General features: G+C 68.1%; 17 protein-coding genes. 14 read left to right on the top strand and 3 right to left on the bottom strand.

The window, feature by feature from the left end; genetic code table 11:
• The first annotated feature begins 77 nt into the window (after positions 1-77).
• The 8 genes from pheT to OR37_RS18940 all read left to right on the top strand — a co-directional run bounded on the left by pheT (position 78) and on the right by OR37_RS18940 (position 8,146).
• A complete protein-coding gene (pheT, locus tag OR37_RS18905; protein WP_004623930.1) occupies positions 78-2,477 on the top strand; it encodes a phenylalanine--tRNA ligase subunit beta in 2,400 nt (799 codons plus the stop codon).
• Between the two features lie 293 nt (positions 2,478-2,770).
• Positions 2,771-2,923 carry a hypothetical protein gene (locus tag OR37_RS21545; RefSeq protein WP_004623932.1) on the top strand — a complete coding sequence of 51 codons (153 nt, stop codon included), beginning with the start codon at positions 2,771-2,773 and terminating at the stop codon, positions 2,921-2,923.
• 122 nt (positions 2,924-3,045) lie between these two features.
• On the top strand, positions 3,046-3,342 hold the full coding sequence (locus tag OR37_RS18915) for a hypothetical protein (protein WP_004623933.1): 297 nt from the start codon (positions 3,046-3,048) through the stop codon (positions 3,340-3,342).
• A complete protein-coding gene (locus OR37_RS18920) occupies positions 3,327-3,629 on the top strand; it encodes a hypothetical protein (protein ID WP_004623936.1) in 303 nt (100 codons plus the stop codon). Before OR37_RS18915 ends, OR37_RS18920 begins: the two co-directional genes overlap by 16 nt.
• A 56-nt stretch (positions 3,630-3,685) precedes the next feature.
• A complete protein-coding gene (gene msrA / locus OR37_RS18925; RefSeq protein ID WP_004623937.1) occupies positions 3,686-4,288 on the top strand; it encodes a peptide-methionine (S)-S-oxide reductase MsrA in 603 nt (200 codons plus the stop codon).
• A 189-nt stretch (positions 4,289-4,477) separates the two neighbouring features.
• A complete protein-coding gene (locus tag OR37_RS18930) occupies positions 4,478-5,857 on the top strand; it encodes a DUF4139 domain-containing protein (protein ID WP_004623940.1) in 1,380 nt (459 codons plus the stop codon).
• Positions 5,851-7,566 carry a DUF4139 domain-containing protein gene (locus OR37_RS18935; RefSeq protein WP_419144132.1) on the top strand — a complete coding sequence of 572 codons (1,716 nt, stop codon included), beginning with the start codon at positions 5,851-5,853 and terminating at the stop codon, positions 7,564-7,566. Before OR37_RS18930 ends, OR37_RS18935 begins: the two co-directional genes overlap by 7 nt.
• 52 nt (positions 7,567-7,618) lie before the next feature.
• Entirely contained in the window at positions 7,619-8,146 is a 528-nt protein-coding gene (locus OR37_RS18940) for a TIGR00645 family protein (RefSeq protein WP_004623945.1), read from the top strand.
• Positions 8,147-8,281: 135 nt separating this feature from the next.
• Here the strand turns inward: OR37_RS18940 and OR37_RS18945 are convergent, their stop codons facing one another.
• Entirely contained in the window at positions 8,282-9,037 is a 756-nt protein-coding gene (locus OR37_RS18945) for a DUF1134 domain-containing protein (RefSeq protein ID WP_004623949.1), read from the bottom strand.
• Between the two features lie 183 nt (positions 9,038-9,220).
• Here OR37_RS18945 and lepA point away from each other — a divergent pair, with 183 nt between their 5' ends.
• From lepA to OR37_RS18970, 5 genes are all read left to right on the top strand, one after another.
• The gene (gene lepA, locus OR37_RS18950) at positions 9,221-11,029 is read left to right on the top strand and encodes a translation elongation factor 4 (protein ID WP_035017727.1); all 1,809 of its coding nucleotides are present in this window, start codon (positions 9,221-9,223) and stop codon (positions 11,027-11,029) included.
• Positions 11,030-11,239: 210 nt separating this feature from the next.
• A complete protein-coding gene (locus OR37_RS21210; RefSeq protein ID WP_200864148.1) occupies positions 11,240-11,956 on the top strand; it encodes an Eco29kI family restriction endonuclease in 717 nt (238 codons plus the stop codon).
• A 49-nt stretch (positions 11,957-12,005) separates the two neighbouring features.
• The gene (locus OR37_RS18960; protein WP_004623955.1) at positions 12,006-12,419 is read left to right on the top strand and encodes a very short patch repair endonuclease; all 414 of its coding nucleotides are present in this window, start codon (positions 12,006-12,008) and stop codon (positions 12,417-12,419) included.
• On the top strand, positions 12,416-13,579 hold the full coding sequence (locus OR37_RS18965; RefSeq protein WP_004623958.1) for a DNA cytosine methyltransferase: 1,164 nt from the start codon (positions 12,416-12,418) through the stop codon (positions 13,577-13,579). Before OR37_RS18960 ends, OR37_RS18965 begins: the two co-directional genes overlap by 4 nt.
• The gene (locus OR37_RS18970) at positions 13,576-14,406 is read left to right on the top strand and encodes an Eco29kI family restriction endonuclease (RefSeq protein WP_004623960.1); all 831 of its coding nucleotides are present in this window, start codon (positions 13,576-13,578) and stop codon (positions 14,404-14,406) included. The genes OR37_RS18965 and OR37_RS18970 overlap by 4 nt, the downstream gene beginning before the upstream one ends.
• A 16-nt stretch (positions 14,407-14,422) precedes the next feature.
• Here OR37_RS18970 and OR37_RS18975 read toward each other — a convergent pair whose 3' ends face one another.
• Together OR37_RS18975 and OR37_RS18980 are read right to left on the bottom strand one after the other, a co-directional pair.
• Complete coding sequence (locus OR37_RS18975) at positions 14,423-15,202, bottom strand: protein NO VEIN domain-containing protein (protein WP_004623963.1); 780 nt, start codon at positions 15,200-15,202, stop codon at positions 14,423-14,425.
• Positions 15,203-15,265: 63 nt separating this feature from the next.
• On the bottom strand, positions 15,266-15,820 hold the full coding sequence (locus tag OR37_RS18980) for a hypothetical protein (RefSeq protein WP_004623964.1): 555 nt from the start codon (positions 15,818-15,820) through the stop codon (positions 15,266-15,268).
• Positions 15,821-15,883: 63 nt separating this feature from the next.
• Between OR37_RS18980 and OR37_RS18985 the strand changes: the two genes are divergently transcribed.
• Positions 15,884-16,069, top strand: coding sequence for a hypothetical protein (locus tag OR37_RS18985; protein ID WP_004623965.1), 186 nt, complete (start codon positions 15,884-15,886; stop codon positions 16,067-16,069).
• Positions 16,070-16,092 lie beyond the last annotated feature (23 nt).

Here is a 16,092-nt window from a genome sequence, read left to right on the forward strand (position 1 = left end):
GTGAAACACCGCCATCTCCGAGCACACACCCCCACCCCAACCCCTCCCCGCAAGGGGGAGGGGCTTGGAGATCGAAAATGAAATTCACCCTGTCCTGGCTCAAGGATCACCTTGAGACCACCGCCACCGTCCCCGAGATCGTCGCGGCCATGACCATGGCCGGGCTCGAGGTCGAGCACGTCGCCGATCCGGCGACCAAGCTGAAGCCCTTCACGGTCTGCAAGATCGTCGAGGCCGTTCAACACCCCAACGCCGACCGCCTGCGGGTCTGCCAGGTCGACACCGTCGACGGCCGCAAGGAGATCGTCTGCGGCGCGCCGAACGCCCGCGCGGGCCTGACCACCATCTACGCCCCGATCGGCGCCTATGTGCCGGGCCTGGGCGTGACCCTGGTCGAGAAGCCGGTGCGCGGCGTCGTCTCGAACGGCATGCTCTGCTCGGCCGCCGAGCTGGAATACGCGACCGAGAGCGACGGCATCATGGAGCTGCCCGACAGCCTCGCCGTCGGTACGCCGGCCGTCGACGCTCTGGGCCTGGAAGCCGTCATCGACTTCGAGGTCACCCCCAACCGCCCCGACTGGCTGGGCGTCGCCGGCATCGCCCGCGACCTGGCCGCGGCCGGCGTCGGCGCGCTGAAGGATCTGTCGATCGCGCCGGTCGCCGGGACCTTCCCCTGCCCGATCACCGTCAAGGTCGACGGCGAGGCCTGCCCGGTGTTCGCCGGCCGGCTGATCAAGGGCGTCAAGAACGGCCCCTCGCCCAAGTGGCTGCAGGATCGCCTGACCGCCATCGGCCTGCGCCCGATCAACGCCCTGGTGGACGTCACCAACCTGATCTCCTACGACCGCGCCCGGCCGCTGCACGTCTATGACGCGGCCAAGCTGTCGGGGACCGAGATCTCGACGCGTCTGGGCCGTCACGGCGTCCATGGCGACGAGCACCTGATCGCGCTGGACGGCAAGACCTACGAACTGACGCCCGACATGTGCGTGATCGCCGACGCGCTCGGCGAGCGCCCGATCGGCCTGGGCGGCGTGATGGGCGGCGAGAGCACCGGCTGCTCGGACGAGACCGTCGACGTCTTCATCGAGAGCGCCTGGTTCGAGCCGATCCGCATCGCCCAGACCGGTCGCGCCACCGGCATCAACAGCGACGCCCAGTACCGTTTCGCGCGGACGGTCGACACCGGCTCGGTCGTCCCGGGGATCGAGCTGGCCACCAAGCTGATCCTGGACCTGTGCGGCGGCCAGCCGTCGGAGATCATCGTCGCTGGCGAGGCCCCGGCCGCGCCGAAGGGCTTCACCTTCGATCCGGCCTATGTCGAGCAGCTGTCGGGCCTGTCGGTCTCAGCCGATCGCGCGCGCCAGATCCTGGTCGCCCTGGGCTTCGACGTGACGGACGGCTCGCCCTGGACCGTCACCCCGCCCACCTTCCGCCGCGACGTGGAAGGCAAGGCCGACCTGGTCGAGGAAATCGCCCGCATCGCCGGCTATGGCGCCCTGCCCTCGACGCCGCTGCCGGAGGTTCCGCGCGCCGTGGGCGGGATCCTGACCGCCAAGCAGGCTCGCGCCCGCGCGGCGCGCCGCGCCCTGGCGGCCGCCGGCTACGCCGAGGCCGTGAGCTTCAGCTTCACCAGCCGCAAGACCGCCGAACTGTTCGGCGGCGGTCAGGCCGAGCTGGTGCTGGCCAATCCGATCGCCTCGGAGCTGGACTGCATGCGCCCGTCGCTGCTGCCCAACCTGATCGAGGCGGCCGGCCGCAACGCCCGCCAGGGCTTCCCGGACGCGGCCCTGTTCGAGATCGGCCCGACCTTCCACGGCGACAAGCCGACCGACCAGCGCACCGTCGTCTCGGCGATCCTGGTCCCGAAGGCCCCGCGCGGCTGGGACAAGGCCCCGCAAGGCGACGTCTTCACCGTCAAGGCCGACCTGCTGGCCCTGCTCGAGGAACTGGGCGCGCCCGTCGCTTCGCTGCAGACGGCGCAGGGCTCGACCTCGTCCTGGTGGCACCCGGGCCGCTCGGCGCGCCTGCAGCTGGGCCCGAAGGCGGTGATGGCCGAGTTCGGCGAGATCCACCCGGCGGTCCTGAAGGCCCTGGACGTGGCCGGCCCCGTCTACGGCTTCGAGATCACCCTGGAGGCGATCCCCGAGCCGAAGAAGAAGTCGGTGAAGACTCGTCCGGCCTTCTCGCCCTCGGCCCTGATGCCGCTGACCCGCGACTTCGCCTTCCTGGTCGACAAGGCCAAGGCCGCCGGCGATCTGGTCAAGGCCGCCGCCGGCGCCGACAAGGCGCTGATCACCGCCGCGCGCGTCTTCGACGTCTATGAAGGTCCCGGCGTGCCGGACGGCTTCAAGTCGGTCGCGATCGAGGTCGTGGTGCAGCCGCGCGAGGCGACCCTGACGGACGCCGAGATCGAGGCGCTGTCGGCCAAGGTCGTCGCGGCGGCCGAAAAGGCGGGCGGGAAGCTGCGGTCGTAATCTCCTTCTCCCCTTGCGGGAGAAGGTGGCAGCCGTAGGCTGACGGATGAGGGGTCGCTTAGGCGGCCCCTTTTCGTTGGATAGGGTGATCAACCCCTCATCCGGCGCTGCGCGCCACCTTCTCCCGCAGGGGGAGAAAGATTTCGATCTGCTGACTTTCCAGGCGCCAAGCCTTGCCAAAGGCAAAGCCGGCCCTCGTCCGTGACCGAACGTCCCTGCGCGGGGCAAGCCCTTGCGCGGTGGCGGATGTCACGCTACCTGTAACAAGCGCCTACTGGAGTCATCGCTTCCACATGCATTCGACCTTCGCCTTCGCCGCCTTTGCGACCACCGGCCTCGCCGTCGTGGCCGCGATGTCGTGCGCGGTGTCGATGTGGAACATGATTAACACCCAGATTAAAACCGTGCCTATCCGGACGGGGCAAAATCGGCGCAAGCAGCGGTAGGAACCTACCAAAACCAAAGCCGAAGGATCGCAAGATCTCCAAAAAGCCCCGCTCCCACGAGCGGGGCTTTTTGTTGCGCGGTTCCTCGGTCCCAAAAGCTCTCATGCAAAGGACCAACCCCAATGAGCTACCTGCCCTCGCCACCCGCCTTCCATAGCGACCAGGAAGGCGTCACCGTTCACCAGCTGTTGCTGGCCGCCCAGGACGCGCCCAGCGCGCTGGAAGCCGTCCGCCAGGGTCTGGCCGATAGCGGCGCCGAGCTGTGCGGCCTGACCATGAAGCCGGTCGGCCACATCGTCGAAGCCTCGCTGCGCGTGCGTCACCTGGGCGACCAGGCCGCGCGCCTGCTGGCCCGCGATCTCGCCGCTTGGCCGGGCGTCAACTCGGCCTCGGTCGAACACCAATGGCTGCGCCCGTGAGCGACCACGTAGAGCCGCTCAAACCGGAAGAGGTCTCCCTGGCGTCCCTCCGGCGCCGCCTGTTCCTCGTCACCGCCGAGGACACGCCCGATGCGCTGATGCGCGTACTGGGCGTGGCCTCCGTGCAGCGGGCCCGCCTGCGCGCCCTGACCGCCGCTCCCGAGGGCCAGCATCTGGCCATTCGACTCGAGATCGACGACCAGGGCGACGCCCGCGCCGAGGTCCTGGCGTCGCGCCTGGCGGCCTGTCCGTCGGTGCGCGGCGTCGGTTTCGGTTGGCGAATGTAACCATCGCGCCCTTTCGTGCGTATCTGAGCGCAGTCCGCCTTTTCTGGAGCCGCCCGATGCGCCGACTGCTCGTCGCCCTTGCCGCCGCCTTCGCCCTGCTGGGCGTCGACACCGCCCTGGCCGCGCCCCCGCCCGCGCCGGTCAAGACCGAGACCGCCGTCTTCGCCGGCGGCTGCTTCTGGTGCATGGAGCACGACATGGGCGGCATCCCCGGCGTGCTTAAGGTCGAGAGCGGCTATACCGGCGGCCACGTCAAGAACCCGTCCTATCGCGACGTCACCAGTGAACAGAGCGGCCACTACGAGTCGGTTCGCGTGACCTACGATCCGGCCAAGACCGACTATGGCTTCCTGCTCTACCGCTACTGGAAGCTGGTCGATCCCACCGACGACGGCGGCCAGTTCTGCGACCGCGGGCCCTCTTACCGCCCGGCCGTCTTCGTCACCCCCGCCCAGCGGCCGATCGCCGAGAAGTCTCGCGACGAGGCGGCCAAGCGCCTCAAGACCGGGACCATGAAGGCCCAGATCCTGCCGCTGCAGACCTTCTGGCCCGCCGAGGAATACCACCGCGACTACGCCAAGCGGCACGCGCTGGACTATTCGCTGTACCGTTCCGGCTGCGGCCGCGACGCCCGCTTGAAGCAGGTTTGGGGGAATTAGGGCCTCCGACCTCTCCGGCGAAAGCCGGGGTCCAGATCATAGGATGCAAGCGCGCCGCCCCCCTTCATCCCAGGCTGAAACTGGGTCCCGGCATTCGCCGGGAAGTTCGGGTTATGTAGAAACTCAACCGCCTAGACTCCGCCTCAATGCCGTGATGTTTTACCGCTGTAAACACACGGGAGGACATCGATGCACCGTCGCGCGCTGCTGGCTTCGGCCGGCCTGCTTCTGGTTCCGTTGAGCGCGCGGGCGCAGCAGCGCGAGGTCTCGGTCACGATCTACAATTCCGACCTCGCGCTGGTCGAGGACGCCCGGCCGCTGGACCTGAAGGCCGGCCGCCAGAAGCTGGAGTTCAAGGACGTCTCGGCCCAGATCCGTCCCGAGACCGTCAGCCTGTCGGCGCCCGGCGTCACCATCCTGGAGCAGAACTTCGACTACGACCTGCTGACGCCCAGCAAGCTGATGGAGAAGGCGGTCGGCCAGCAGGTCAGGATCGTCCGCACCAATCCCGGCGACGGCAAGGAGACCACCGAGGTCGCCACCGTTCTGGCGGCCAACGAGGGCGTGGTGCTGAAGATCGGCGACCGCATCGAGGTGCTGCGCGACGACGGCGTTCCGACCCGCGTGATCTTCGACAAGGTGCCCGAGACCCTGCGCGCGCGCCCCACCCTGTCGGTCAATGTCGAGGCCGCCAGCGCCGGGCCGCGCCAGGCCAAGCTCAGCTATTTGACGTCGGGCCTGTCGTGGAAGGCCGACTATGTGGCGATGTTCGACGAGGCCAAGAGCGCCCTGGACCTGCAGGGCTGGATCACGCTGTCCAACACCTCGGGCACGGCGTTCGAGAACGCCAAGACCCAGCTGGTGGCCGGCGAGGTGAACCAGCTCTCGCAGAACAACGGCTACCGCCCGCCACGCCGCGGGACGCCGGGCGTGATCAGCGCCGGAACCGAAAGCGGGACCGGCGAGCGGGTCGCCGACTACTATCTCTATCCCCTGCCCGAACGGACCACGATCGCCGCCAACCAGAACAAGCAGGTCGGCTTCCTGTCGGCCCAGGGCGTCGCGGCCAAGAAGGTCTACGAGGTGCGCGAGGGCTGGTTCGTCAGCCAGGGCGAGCCGGCGAAGGCCGTCGTCGCCATCCAGTTCAGCAACGCCAAGCTGGCGGGCCTGGGCAGCCAGCTGCCGGCCGGGACCATGCGGGTCTATATGCGCGACGCGGCCGGTGATCCCAAGTTCGTCGGCGAGAACGCCATCGGCCACACGCCCGCCGGTTCGGAGCTGTCGATCAAGATCGGCGAGGCCTTCGACGTGTCCAGCCAGGCGACGCTGGTGTCCGAGACCAAGGTCTCCAAGACCCGCTCGCGCTACGAGATGAAGTATCTGCTGCGCAACGCCAAGGACCAGCCGGTGACGGTCGAGCTGCGCCAGGGCGGTCTGTGGCGCGACGGCGAGGTCAAGGCCGAAAGCCTCAAGAGCCGCCGCATCGACGCCCGGACCCTGGGCTGGAGCGTGCCGGTCCCGGCCAATGGCGAGACGACGCTCACCTTCACGGTCGAGACGGGGTGGTGATGGCGACCTCCTCACCCGCATCGCGGGGGAGGTGGCGCGATGCGGATACGCATCGTGACGGAGGGGGCGCTCGCCCTGGCCGCCAGCGCCCCCTCCACCGCTTCGCGGTCCCCCACCCCCGTTTCACGGGGGAGGATAGGGCGCTCGTCGCCGCCGCGCTGAGTCTGTTGCTCGCCCTCCCCGCCCACGCCGCCACCGTCGTCTCCCCGGCGCCCGAAGCGGTCGCGGTGACGCTCTATCGCGACGGCGACGGACCCTTCCAGGCGATGCCGGAATGGCAGCGGGAACAGGCGCGCCAGAAGGGCCTGATCCTGGTCGTCGAGACCCGGGCCGTGGACCTGCCCGCCGGTCGCCATGTGATCCGTTTCGACGGCGTCGCCGAGGGCCTGATCCCGCAGAGCGCGGCGGTCGAGGGCCTGCCCGGCCAGGCGATCGAGCGCAACTACGACTATGCCCTCTTGAGCCCCGGAACCCTGGTCGAGCGGTCGCTGGGCCAGCCGATCAAGGTGGTGCGCACCAACCGCAAGACCGGCAGCCAGCGGATGGTGGACGCCACCCTGCAGCAGGGCCCGGATGGCCTGATGGTCCGCACCGCGGACGGCGTCGAGGCCCTGGGCTGCTCCGGCGGCCCGGAGCGGCTGGTGCTGGGCGCCGTCCCCGACGGCCTGACCGACAAGCCCAGCCTGTCGACCGTGGTCGACGTTCCAAGGCCGACGCGCGCCAAGCTGACGGTTTCCTACCTGGCGCTGGGGGTGAACTGGCAGGCCGACTACGTCGCGCGCCTCCATCCGGACGGCAAGCATCTGGACCTGACCGGCTGGCTGACGCTGGTCAACAGCGGCGGCAGCGCCTTCGTCGACGCCCGGACCCAGGCGGTGGCCGGCAAGCTGGCCCGCCAATATGTCAGGGTGAACAAGGGACAGCCGGAGGCGATCGTCCGCGCCTGCTGGCCGATGGACACGACGCACTCGGGTCGCGCCGCCGCCGAGGCCTATGCCGGCGCGCCGCCGCCTGCGCCTCCGCCGCTGCCCATACCGCCCGTGATGGCCCGCGCCTCCGTCGAGGAGATCATGGTCACCGGTCAGCGGGCCAAGCTGGCCGAGCAGTCGAACCTGGGCGACTACAAGCTCTACACCCTGCCCGAGCCGGTCACGCTGAACGCCCGCCAGACCAAGCAAGTCGCCTTCCTCGACCAGAAGAACGTCGCCTTCCAGCGACTGTACGTGGTCGAGGTCAATAGCTGGGACGTCCTCGGCGACACCTTCTTGGCGCCGCAGGTCACCTTGCGCCTGGAGAACAAGACCGCCAACGGCCTGGGCAAGCCCCTTCCCTCGGGCGCGCTCTCGGCGATGGAGACGGTCGACGGCCGCCCGACCTTCGCCGGCGAGCAGGCGGTGCGCGACGTGGCGGTCGGCGAGCCGCTGGATCTGGCGATCGGCCAGGCCATGGATGTCCGCGCCCGCCCGCGCCTCGTCGCCGAACGGAAGCTCGCCAAGGGCCGCACGCGGCGCGACTACGAGGTCGATCTCTCCAACGCCAAGACCGTTCCGGTCACGATCGAGCTGCGGCAGAACCCCAACCTGCCGGCCTTCAAGCTGGTCGCCGAGCCCCAGCAGCACGACATCCAGCAGGGCCGGATCGCCTGGCGCGTGACCCTGGGACCCGGCCAGACCACTGTCTTCCGCTACGCGATCGCGTACGGCGGCTGACGGTGGCGTTCGTCATCGACGGGCCTTACGCTCGTCGGCGAAGGAGTCCTGGATGAAGAAACCCCCGCTGGAGACCTGGCTGGAGCGCGGCCTGTTCGCCTCGCGCTGGCTGATGGCGCCGTTCTATGTCGGCCTGGTCGTCGCCCTGGCGGCGCTGATCGTCGTCTTCTTCCAGGAACTGTTCCACGAACTGCCGCATCTGCTGGCGATGAAGCCGGAGGACGCGATCCTGCTGGCCCTGTCGCTGATCGACCTGTCGCTGGCGGCCAACCTGCTGGTGATCGTCATCCTGTCCGGCTACGAGAACTTCGTCTCCAAGATCGACACCGCCAGCCACGAGGACCGGCCCGACTGGATGGGCACGGTCGATTTCTCGGGCCTGAAGATGAAGCTGATCGCCTCGATCGTGGCGATCTCGGCGATCGCCCTGCTCAAGGCCTTCCTGAAGCTGACCGAGCCCGGCGCGACCCTGGATCAGCCGCGCCTGATGTGGCTGGTGATCGTCCACCTGTCGTTCGTGGTCTCGGGCGTGCTGCTGGCCGTGATGGACTGGCTGAACGGCAAGGTCGAGAAGCATTGAGACGCTATGGATGCTCCCCCGCGGCGCGGGGGAGCTGCCGGCGGCGCCGGCTGAGGGGGCGAGCTGGATGATGGCCGCGTTAGCCCCCTCCGGCCCTCTGGGCCACCTCCCCCGCAACGCGGGGGAGGATCTGGTCTAGAACGGCAGCGTCCGGCGTTTGCGGCTGTAGCCCACATAGCCGATGTTCGCGCCCAGCCGCAGGCCGACGCCGGCGCGGATCGGGGCCAGAGTGATCTCGTCGGCCTTCTGGTAGTTCACGCCCAGGCCGCCGATCAGATAGGCGCTGCCCTCGACGCCCGGGAACCGGCGGAAGATCGCGTCCGGATATTGCAGGTTATAGCAGAGGGTGAAGACGCGGCTGGCGTTGCCGCCCCAGTCCCAGCCCACGCTCGGACCCTGCCAGAACACTTCCAGCGTCGGCCGGCCCTTCATGTACAGCAGGCCCCGCCCGTAGCGCAGGCCGGCGATGAAGGCGCCCGAGCCCTCCTCCCCCGCCACATAGGCGGTGGGCTGGCCCTTGTCCTTGAAGATCTTCTCGATCGCCGCGCCGGCGCTCTCGGCCGTGACGCCCAGGAAGTCGGACGTGGCGCGGATCATCTCGTCGGCCGAATAGGTCTGGGCCCGGCCGGTGTCGTAGACCGGCTGCGAGCCGTTGGAGCCCGGCGTCGGTCCCGGCGCGGGCCCTTGGACGCCGCTCGTCGGAGCCGGCGGCGGGCTGCTCGTCTGCGGCGCGTCGAACACGCTGCGCGCCGGCGCCGAAGACGACGCGCCGTTGATCGGCTGGGCCGGCGGCAACTGTTCGGAGGTAATCCGCTGCCGGGCCAGGGCCTCGCCGGCCACGGAGCTCAGGCCCACGGCGGCGCCCGAGAGGATCAGCTTGCGACGGTCCATGTCAGGCCCTCCGGATCGGTTTCATTGCAACAGTGTTGCAAGCCATTGAGACCGGTTTGCGGCTCCAAACTTAACGCGCGGTTAAGCATGAGCCCCATGGTCGGCCGCGCGGCGCGATCCGCCAGGCCCGCGAGGCCAATTGCGCCCCTCGCGGAGCGACGCAAATGTGATATGCGCACGCTCATGAGCTCTACGCCCCTGGATAAGATCCGCAATTTCTCGATCGTGGCCCACATCGACCACGGCAAGTCCACGTTGTCCGACCGCCTGATCCAGGAGACCGGCGCCCTCTCCGCCCGCGAGATGAGCGCCCAGGTCCTGGACAACATGGACATCGAGAAAGAGCGCGGCATCACCATCAAGGCCCAGACGGTGCGTCTGCACTACAAGGCCAAGGACGGCGAGACCTATGTCCTGAACCTGATGGACACCCCCGGCCACGTCGACTTCGCCTACGAGGTGTCGCGCTCGCTGGCCGCCTGCGAGGGCTCGATCCTGGTCGTCGACGCCTCGCAAGGCGTGGAAGCCCAGACCCTGGCCAATGTCTACCAGGCCATCGATAACAACCACGAGATCGTCCCGGTCCTGAACAAGGTCGACCTGCCCGCCGCCGACGTCGACCGCGTCAAGGCCCAGATCGAGGACGTCATCGGCCTCGACGCCTCCGACGCCGTCGAGTGCTCGGCCAAGACGGGCCTGGGCATCCCCGACGTGCTGGAAGCCATCGTCACCCGCCTGCCCCCGCCCAAGGGCGACATCAACGCTCCGCTGAAGGCCCTGCTGGTCGACGCCTGGTACGACGCCTATCTCGGCGTCGTCGTGCTGGTGCGCATCTTCGACGGCACGCTGAAGGCCGGCCAGCAGGTCCGCATGATGCAGACCGGCGCCACCCACCGCATCGACAAGGTCGGCGTCTTCCGCCCCAAGGCCACCGACGTCGACATCCTGACCCCCGGCGAGGTCGGCTTCTTCACCGCCTCGATCAAGGAAGTGGCCGACGCCGCCGTCGGCGACACCATCACCGACGAGAAGAAGCCCACCGCCGAACCCCTCAAGGGCTTCAAGGAAGTGGTCCCGGTCGTGTTCTGCGGCCTCTTCCCGGTCGACGCCGCCGACTTCGAGGACCTGCGCGCCGCCGTCGGCAAGCTGCGCCTCAACGACGCCAGCTTCACCTACGAGATGGAGTCGAGCGCCGCCCTGGGCTTTGGCTTCCGCTGCGGGTTCTTAGGGTTGCTGCACCTGGAGATCATCCAGGAGCGCCTGTCGCGCGAATTCGACCTCGACCTGATCGCGACCGCCCCCTCGGTGGTCTACAAGATCCGCCTGCGCAACGGCGAGGAGATCGAGCTGCACAACCCGGCCGACCTGCCGGACGTCATGCAGATCGAGGAGATCGCCGAGCCCTGGATCAAGGCCACGATCTTCACCCCCGACGAATATCTGGGCGGCGTCATCAAGCTGTGCCAGGACCGCCGCGGGATGCAGCGCGAGCTCTCCTATGTCGGCAGCCGCGCCATGGTCGTCTACGACCTGCCGCTGAACGAGGTGGTGTTCGACTTCTACGACCGCCTGAAGTCTATCTCGAAGGGCTACGCCAGCTTCGACTACCAGCTGGAGGACTACCGCGCCGGCGACCTCGTCAAGATGTCGATCCTGGTCAACAGCGAGCCTGTCGACGCCCTGTCGATGCTGGTCCACCGCAGCCGCGCCGAAAGCCGCGGCCGGGGCATGTGCGAGAAGATGAAGGAGCTCATCCCCCAGCACATGTTCGTCATCCCGATCCAGGCCGCCATCGGCGGCCGCATCATCGCCCGCGAAACCGTCCGCGCCCTGCGCAAGGACGTGACCGCCAAGTGCTACGGCGGCGACGCCAGCCGCAAGCGCAAGCTTCTGGACAAGCAGAAGGAAGGCAAGAAGCGGATGCGCCAGTTCGGCAAGGTCGAGATCCCGCAGGAAGCCTTCATCGCGGCGCTGAAGATGGACGAGGATTGATCGGGGCGGGTAGCGCCTGATCGTGGAGTTTTGAGCGCCCCCGCCGGGAGACTGGCGGGGGTTTTGCTTATGGGCTGCTTACGCGCCCAAAAATATTCTAGTGCGGCCGTTCTACTTGCACCGAGCAGAAAGTGCAGCGATTTAGCCAGCTGTTGCGCTCGGTGCCGCCGTAGTGAAGCCTTTCCGCAGAGAATCGTCACAGGGCTTTAGATGATGGGCAAGACAAAGAAGGCTCAGGCAAGCGAGATACGGCGATCCCCCTCTGAGCCCTACAACCCATTGGCACGCATCAATATCGCCCGTAGTATCGAAGCGGAACTTCTATCTCGGGAAGTTTTACCCCTATCCAAGACAGATCAAATTGAGGGTGCGGGAATATATGCGATTTATTATTCCGGACTTGAGCCGATTTACGCGCCAGCCCGCAATGATATCGGATCATTCGTAAAGCCAATCTACGTTGGCAAGGCCATCCCCAAAGGCGGTCGAAAAGGCGGTCTGACGCCCGCGAAAGGTATCAGTCGCGCTCTTGCGGAAAGACTCCGACAGCACGCCGCCTCAGTCAACGAGGTAATAAACCTCGATCTTTCAGATTTTTGTGTGCGATACTTAGTAGTTGACGACATTTGGATTCCGCTAGGCGAGAACATATTAATCGAGACGTTCAAGCCAGCTTGGAACCGCGCCGTGGACGGCTTCGGAAACAAGGATCCTGGACGGCGACGCAAGACCCAGTTCCGCTCGCCGTGGGACGTTTTACACCCCGGAAGATTATTCGCAGAAAAGCTCGCGGAAAGCCCTGTAACAGCTACTTTTATGGAAACCCGGGTCAGCGATTACTTCGCAAATCGGAAAATGGCCAAGCTGCCGCGGAAGGTGCTCGAACAGCAGGCCGAAGAAGAAGCGTTGGAACAAGCTGAGACTTAGGGCAATTCCGAGCGCGATCTGTAACAACCCAATTGTTCTAACTTATCCCATGGACACCCTCTCCCCCGCCGACCGCAGCGCCCGGATGGCCCGCGTCAAGGGCAAGGGCTCCAACGCGGAGATGACGGTCCGCCGCCTCGTCCACCGCCTGGGTTATCGCTATCGTCTGCACGGCGGAAAGCTGCCCGGGCGGCCGGACCTGGTGTTTCCCGGCCGCAAGAAGGTGATCTTCGTCCACGGCTGTTTCTGGCATCGCCATCCGGATCCCGACTGCAAGCTGGCGCGGCTGCCCAAATCACGGCACGAGTTCTGGGTCCCCAAGCTGGAGGGGAATCGCGCCCGCGATCTTCGCCAGCTGGCGGCGCTGGAGGCCCTCGGCTGGCGCGCCCTCGTCCTTTGGGAATGCGGGCTCAAGGACGAGGCTTTCCTCGAGAACGAAATTAGAACATTCTTGGACTCATGAAGTCGATCGAACTGTTCGCGGGCGCCGGGGGGCTGGGGATCGGTCTCTGCCGGGCGGGGTTCAAGCCGGCCAAGGTGGTCGAGTGGAACCGCTATTGCCGCGAGACCATCGCCGAGAACCGCGCCAGCGCCGCCTCGCCCATGGCCGGCTGGCCGCGGGTCGAGGGCGACGTGCGCGACGTCGACTTCCGGCCGCTGGAGGGCAAGGTCGACCTCGTGTCGGGCGGGCCGCCCTGCCAGCCGTTCTCGCTGGGCGGTAAGCACCGCGCCTATGACGACACCCGCGACATGTTCCCCCACGCGATCCGCGCCGTGCGCGAGACGCGGCCGCGGGCCTTCGTGTTCGAGAACGTCAAGGGCCTGACCCGGACGACCTTCCGCAACTATTTCGAATATATCCGGCTGCAACTGGAGCATCCCGAGGTGGTGGCGCGGCCCGACGAGGACTGGTCCGAGCACCTGTCGCGGCTGGAGGAGCACCACCTGCGCGGATCGCGCGACGGCCTGGCCTATCGCGTGGTGGCCCGGGTGCTGAACGCCGCCGACCATGGCGTGCCGCAAAAACGCGAGCGGGTGATCTTCGTGGGCTTCCGCGACGATCTTGATCTGGAATGGTCGTTCCCGACCGCCACCCACTCGGCCGACGCCCTCCTGTGGGCGCAGTATCGCTCGGGGGAGTATTGGGACGCGCACAAGGTGGCCAAGCGGGCGCGCCCGGACGCGTCCGAAGCCCCCGCCCGCGCCCTGGCGCTGAAGGAAAAGCCCGTCGAGCTTGCCTGGCGCACGGTGCGCGACGCGATCGCCGACCTGCCCGATCCGGAGTTCGAACCCGAGGCCGCGGCCAAGATCGCCTATCACCGCTTCCAGCCTGGCGCCCGCGCCTATCCCGGCCATACCGGCAGCCCGCTCGACGAGCCCGCCAAGACCCTGAAGGCCGGCGTGCACGGCGTGCCGGGCGGCGAGAACATGCTGGCCCGGCCCGACGGTTCGGTGCGCTACTTCTCGGTGCGCGAGAGCGCGCGCCTGCAGACATTCCCGGATAGCTTCATCTTCCACGGGGCCTGGAGCGAGGTGATGCGTCAGCTCGGCAACGCCGTGCCGGTTCGCCTCGCGGAGGTGATTGGCAAGGACGTCGCGCGGAAGTTACGCTACGCGGCGTGAGCAAGCCCACGTCCCTCGACCAGGAAATCGCCGGCCTGCGCGACCGCGTCGCCGCGCTGACCGCCCTCGCCGACAGCGCGCCGTTTTCGCCAACGGCGCGCCGCAAGGTCGATCACGAACTGAGGATCGTCATCGAGACGCTGGAAGCGGCGCTGCGGCGGCTGGATCCGATCGCCATGCCGCGCGCGATCTTCGATCCCAGCAACCCCAAGGTCATCGGCCGCTTCACGGCGCTGGCCCTGGTGGCGCAGGACCGCGTCCCCTTGAACGCCGTGGGGCAGTTCTACGGATCGGGCGTCTACGCGATCTATTACCGAGGCCCCTACCCGCTGTACGGGCCGATCTCCGGCGCCGAAACGCCGATCTATGTCGGCCAGGCCGCGCCCAGCAACCAGGGCGCGCACACCGCGCGGGATCAAGGCCCTCGGCTGGCGGTGCGCCTGAACGAGCATCGCAAGAACATCGCCAAGGCGACGAGCACCCTGGATGTCGCGGACTTCGACGCCCGGTATCTGGTCGTTCAGTCCGGTTGGGAAACGGCGGCGGAAGACTACCTCATCCACCTCTTCAAGCCGATCTGGAACAACGAGACGAACCTGCTCTACGGCCTGGGCAAGCATGGCGACAGCGCCACCACGCGCGCTAACAAACGCTCCCCCTGGGACACGCTGCATCCAGGTCGCGCCTGGGCGGCGAACTCGGCCGAGGACGCGCGGCCTGTCGAACAGATCATCACGGATGTCACCGCCCACTTCGCCCGGCACGCGCCTTATCGCGAACGCGCGACGCTTCTCGATGATTTCTTCGCGGAGCTGAGGCAGGGCTGATCGCCGCCTTACGGCCTCACCCGAATGGCGGCTTCATCCGGTAGAAGCGCGCTTCGCCCAGCAGGTCGTGGACGCGGCGGATGCGGAAGGCCTCGGGGCGGGCCGTCGCCAGGGCCAGTTCGGCGGAGGTCAGGCCGAACGGGGCGAACTCGCCGGCCAGGGTGGTCTTGACCACGATCAGGCGGGGCGTCTCGTCGAGGCCAAAGCCGAGGACATCGTAGCCGGCGGGGTCTTCGGCCCCCGTGGGGCGGATCCGCGCGGCGAGGTCGGGACGGCCGCGATCCGAGAGCCGGCGAGCCTCGTGGGCGATGACGCTGGCGATCCCCAGGCCGCGCAGGAAGCGGTCGTCGGCCGCGCGGGCGCCCATATCGAAGCGCTGGATCAGCCGGACCAGACGGTCGGTCATCGCCATCGGCCGGGGCGGCGGGGTCTCGATTAGCGGGATGGCCGGCGGGGCGACGAACAGCGCGGCCGGGCGCACGGCGGCGGTCAAGAGGGCCGGCTTGGCGGCCAACTGGTCCTCGACCGCCTCCAGAAGCGGTTCGTCATAGCTCCAGCGCGGCGGCTGATCCTTGAGGATGGGTAGGCCGACCAGCGACAGCACCGCCGAGATCTCGCCCTGCTTCCAGGCGATCGGCGCGTCGGACTTGCCCGTGACGAACCGAACCGTGCGGCCATGCGCGGCGCGATCGACCGGCTTGCCGGCAAGCGTCCGTTCCAGCTGGGCCATGTAGTCGCCCACCACCACGGCGAGGTCCGCCCCCGTCCATTCCCGTCCGACCGATTCCCCCGTCATCGGACGATGATGGGCCAAGCCCGGCGCGCGCGCCACAAGCTTGAGCGGTAGGCCGGGCGGGCGCTATCGTCCGGCGGCGGCGCTGTTGCCGGCGGCGGCCATCGGCGCCTCCTGCACCGGCATCTGGTCGCTTTGCAGGCCCGCCAGCTCCATCGCCCGCTTCACCGTGGTGATCGGCGGATCCCCGGCCGCCTTGAAGGTGAGGGTCGCCTCCAGGGCCGGGTTCTCGCCGAGATTGGCGAAGCCGCCGGGACGCTGGGCGTTGAAGGTGACGCCATAGGTCTTGCCCGCCAGCACGCGACACAGAAGCACGAAGGTCTTCTGGTCATTCAGCAGCCGGGGCGTCCTCACGCAGTCCATCGGCTCGGCGCCCGCCGCCGGGGCGTAGTTCCAGGACGACGGCGACATCTGCTGGTCGAAGGCGACCTTCAGGATCAGCACGCCCGGCGCGACGGTCTGGTCCTGGGCCGGATAGGTCGAGACCAGCTTGGGCGGCTGGGTGGGCGGCAGGATCAGCACCGGCGAGACCGGGTTCGACGCGGTCTGGGCCTGGGCCAGCGGGGCGCCGATCAGGGCGGCGAGCACGATCAGCGGCGAAACGGGGCGAGCGAGCGACATGATTCCAGACTGACGCGCGAGCGCGGCCTTCTCAAGGCGCCGTGGGAGGCCTACATCGCCTTCATGACCGACAAGACCGACGCCCCCGCTCACGAACCCACCGGCGAGACCCCGATGCAGCGCGCCCTGCGCCTGAAGAAGGCCGCCCAGGGCAAGCACGGCCACGGGGCCAAGGCCTCGACCGGCAAGGTCGAGCGGGCCAGCGCCGCCGCGCCGACCGGCAAGTCGAAGCCCTGGATGACGCGGTGACGATTGATCCGCCCCGCCCGCCG

It is taken from the genome of Caulobacter vibrioides OR37, from assembly GCF_000372645.1.
Taxonomy (GTDB): domain Bacteria; phylum Pseudomonadota; class Alphaproteobacteria; order Caulobacterales; family Caulobacteraceae; genus Caulobacter; species Caulobacter vibrioides_E.

What these genes read in the sequence shown, in the direction of transcription:
- pheT (WP_004623930.1), top strand. Translation starts at nt 78, where the DNA reads ATGAAATTCACCCTGTCCTGGCTCAAGGATCACCTTGAGACCACCGCC.
- OR37_RS21545 (WP_004623932.1), top strand. Translation starts at nt 2,771, where the DNA reads ATGCATTCGACCTTCGCCTTCGCCGCCTTTGCGACCACCGGCCTCGCC.
- OR37_RS18915 (WP_004623933.1), top strand. Translation starts at nt 3,046, where the DNA reads ATGAGCTACCTGCCCTCGCCACCCGCCTTCCATAGCGACCAGGAAGGC.
- OR37_RS18920 (WP_004623936.1), top strand. Translation starts at nt 3,327, where the DNA reads ATGGCTGCGCCCGTGAGCGACCACGTAGAGCCGCTCAAACCGGAAGAG.
- msrA (WP_004623937.1), top strand. Translation starts at nt 3,686, where the DNA reads ATGCGCCGACTGCTCGTCGCCCTTGCCGCCGCCTTCGCCCTGCTGGGC.
- OR37_RS18930 (WP_004623940.1), top strand. Translation starts at nt 4,478, where the DNA reads ATGCACCGTCGCGCGCTGCTGGCTTCGGCCGGCCTGCTTCTGGTTCCG.
- OR37_RS18940 (WP_004623945.1), top strand. Translation starts at nt 7,619, where the DNA reads ATGAAGAAACCCCCGCTGGAGACCTGGCTGGAGCGCGGCCTGTTCGCC.
- OR37_RS18945 (WP_004623949.1), bottom strand. Translation starts at nt 9,037, where the DNA reads ATGGACCGTCGCAAGCTGATCCTCTCGGGCGCCGCCGTGGGCCTGAGC.
- lepA (WP_035017727.1), top strand. Translation starts at nt 9,221, where the DNA reads ATGAGCTCTACGCCCCTGGATAAGATCCGCAATTTCTCGATCGTGGCC.
- OR37_RS21210 (WP_200864148.1), top strand. Translation starts at nt 11,240, where the DNA reads ATGATGGGCAAGACAAAGAAGGCTCAGGCAAGCGAGATACGGCGATCC.
- OR37_RS18960 (WP_004623955.1), top strand. Translation starts at nt 12,006, where the DNA reads ATGGACACCCTCTCCCCCGCCGACCGCAGCGCCCGGATGGCCCGCGTC.
- OR37_RS18965 (WP_004623958.1), top strand. Translation starts at nt 12,416, where the DNA reads ATGAAGTCGATCGAACTGTTCGCGGGCGCCGGGGGGCTGGGGATCGGT.
- OR37_RS18975 (WP_004623963.1), bottom strand. Translation starts at nt 15,202, where the DNA reads ATGACGGGGGAATCGGTCGGACGGGAATGGACGGGGGCGGACCTCGCC.
- OR37_RS18980 (WP_004623964.1), bottom strand. Translation starts at nt 15,820, where the DNA reads ATGTCGCTCGCTCGCCCCGTTTCGCCGCTGATCGTGCTCGCCGCCCTG.
- OR37_RS18985 (WP_004623965.1), top strand. Translation starts at nt 15,884, where the DNA reads ATGACCGACAAGACCGACGCCCCCGCTCACGAACCCACCGGCGAGACC.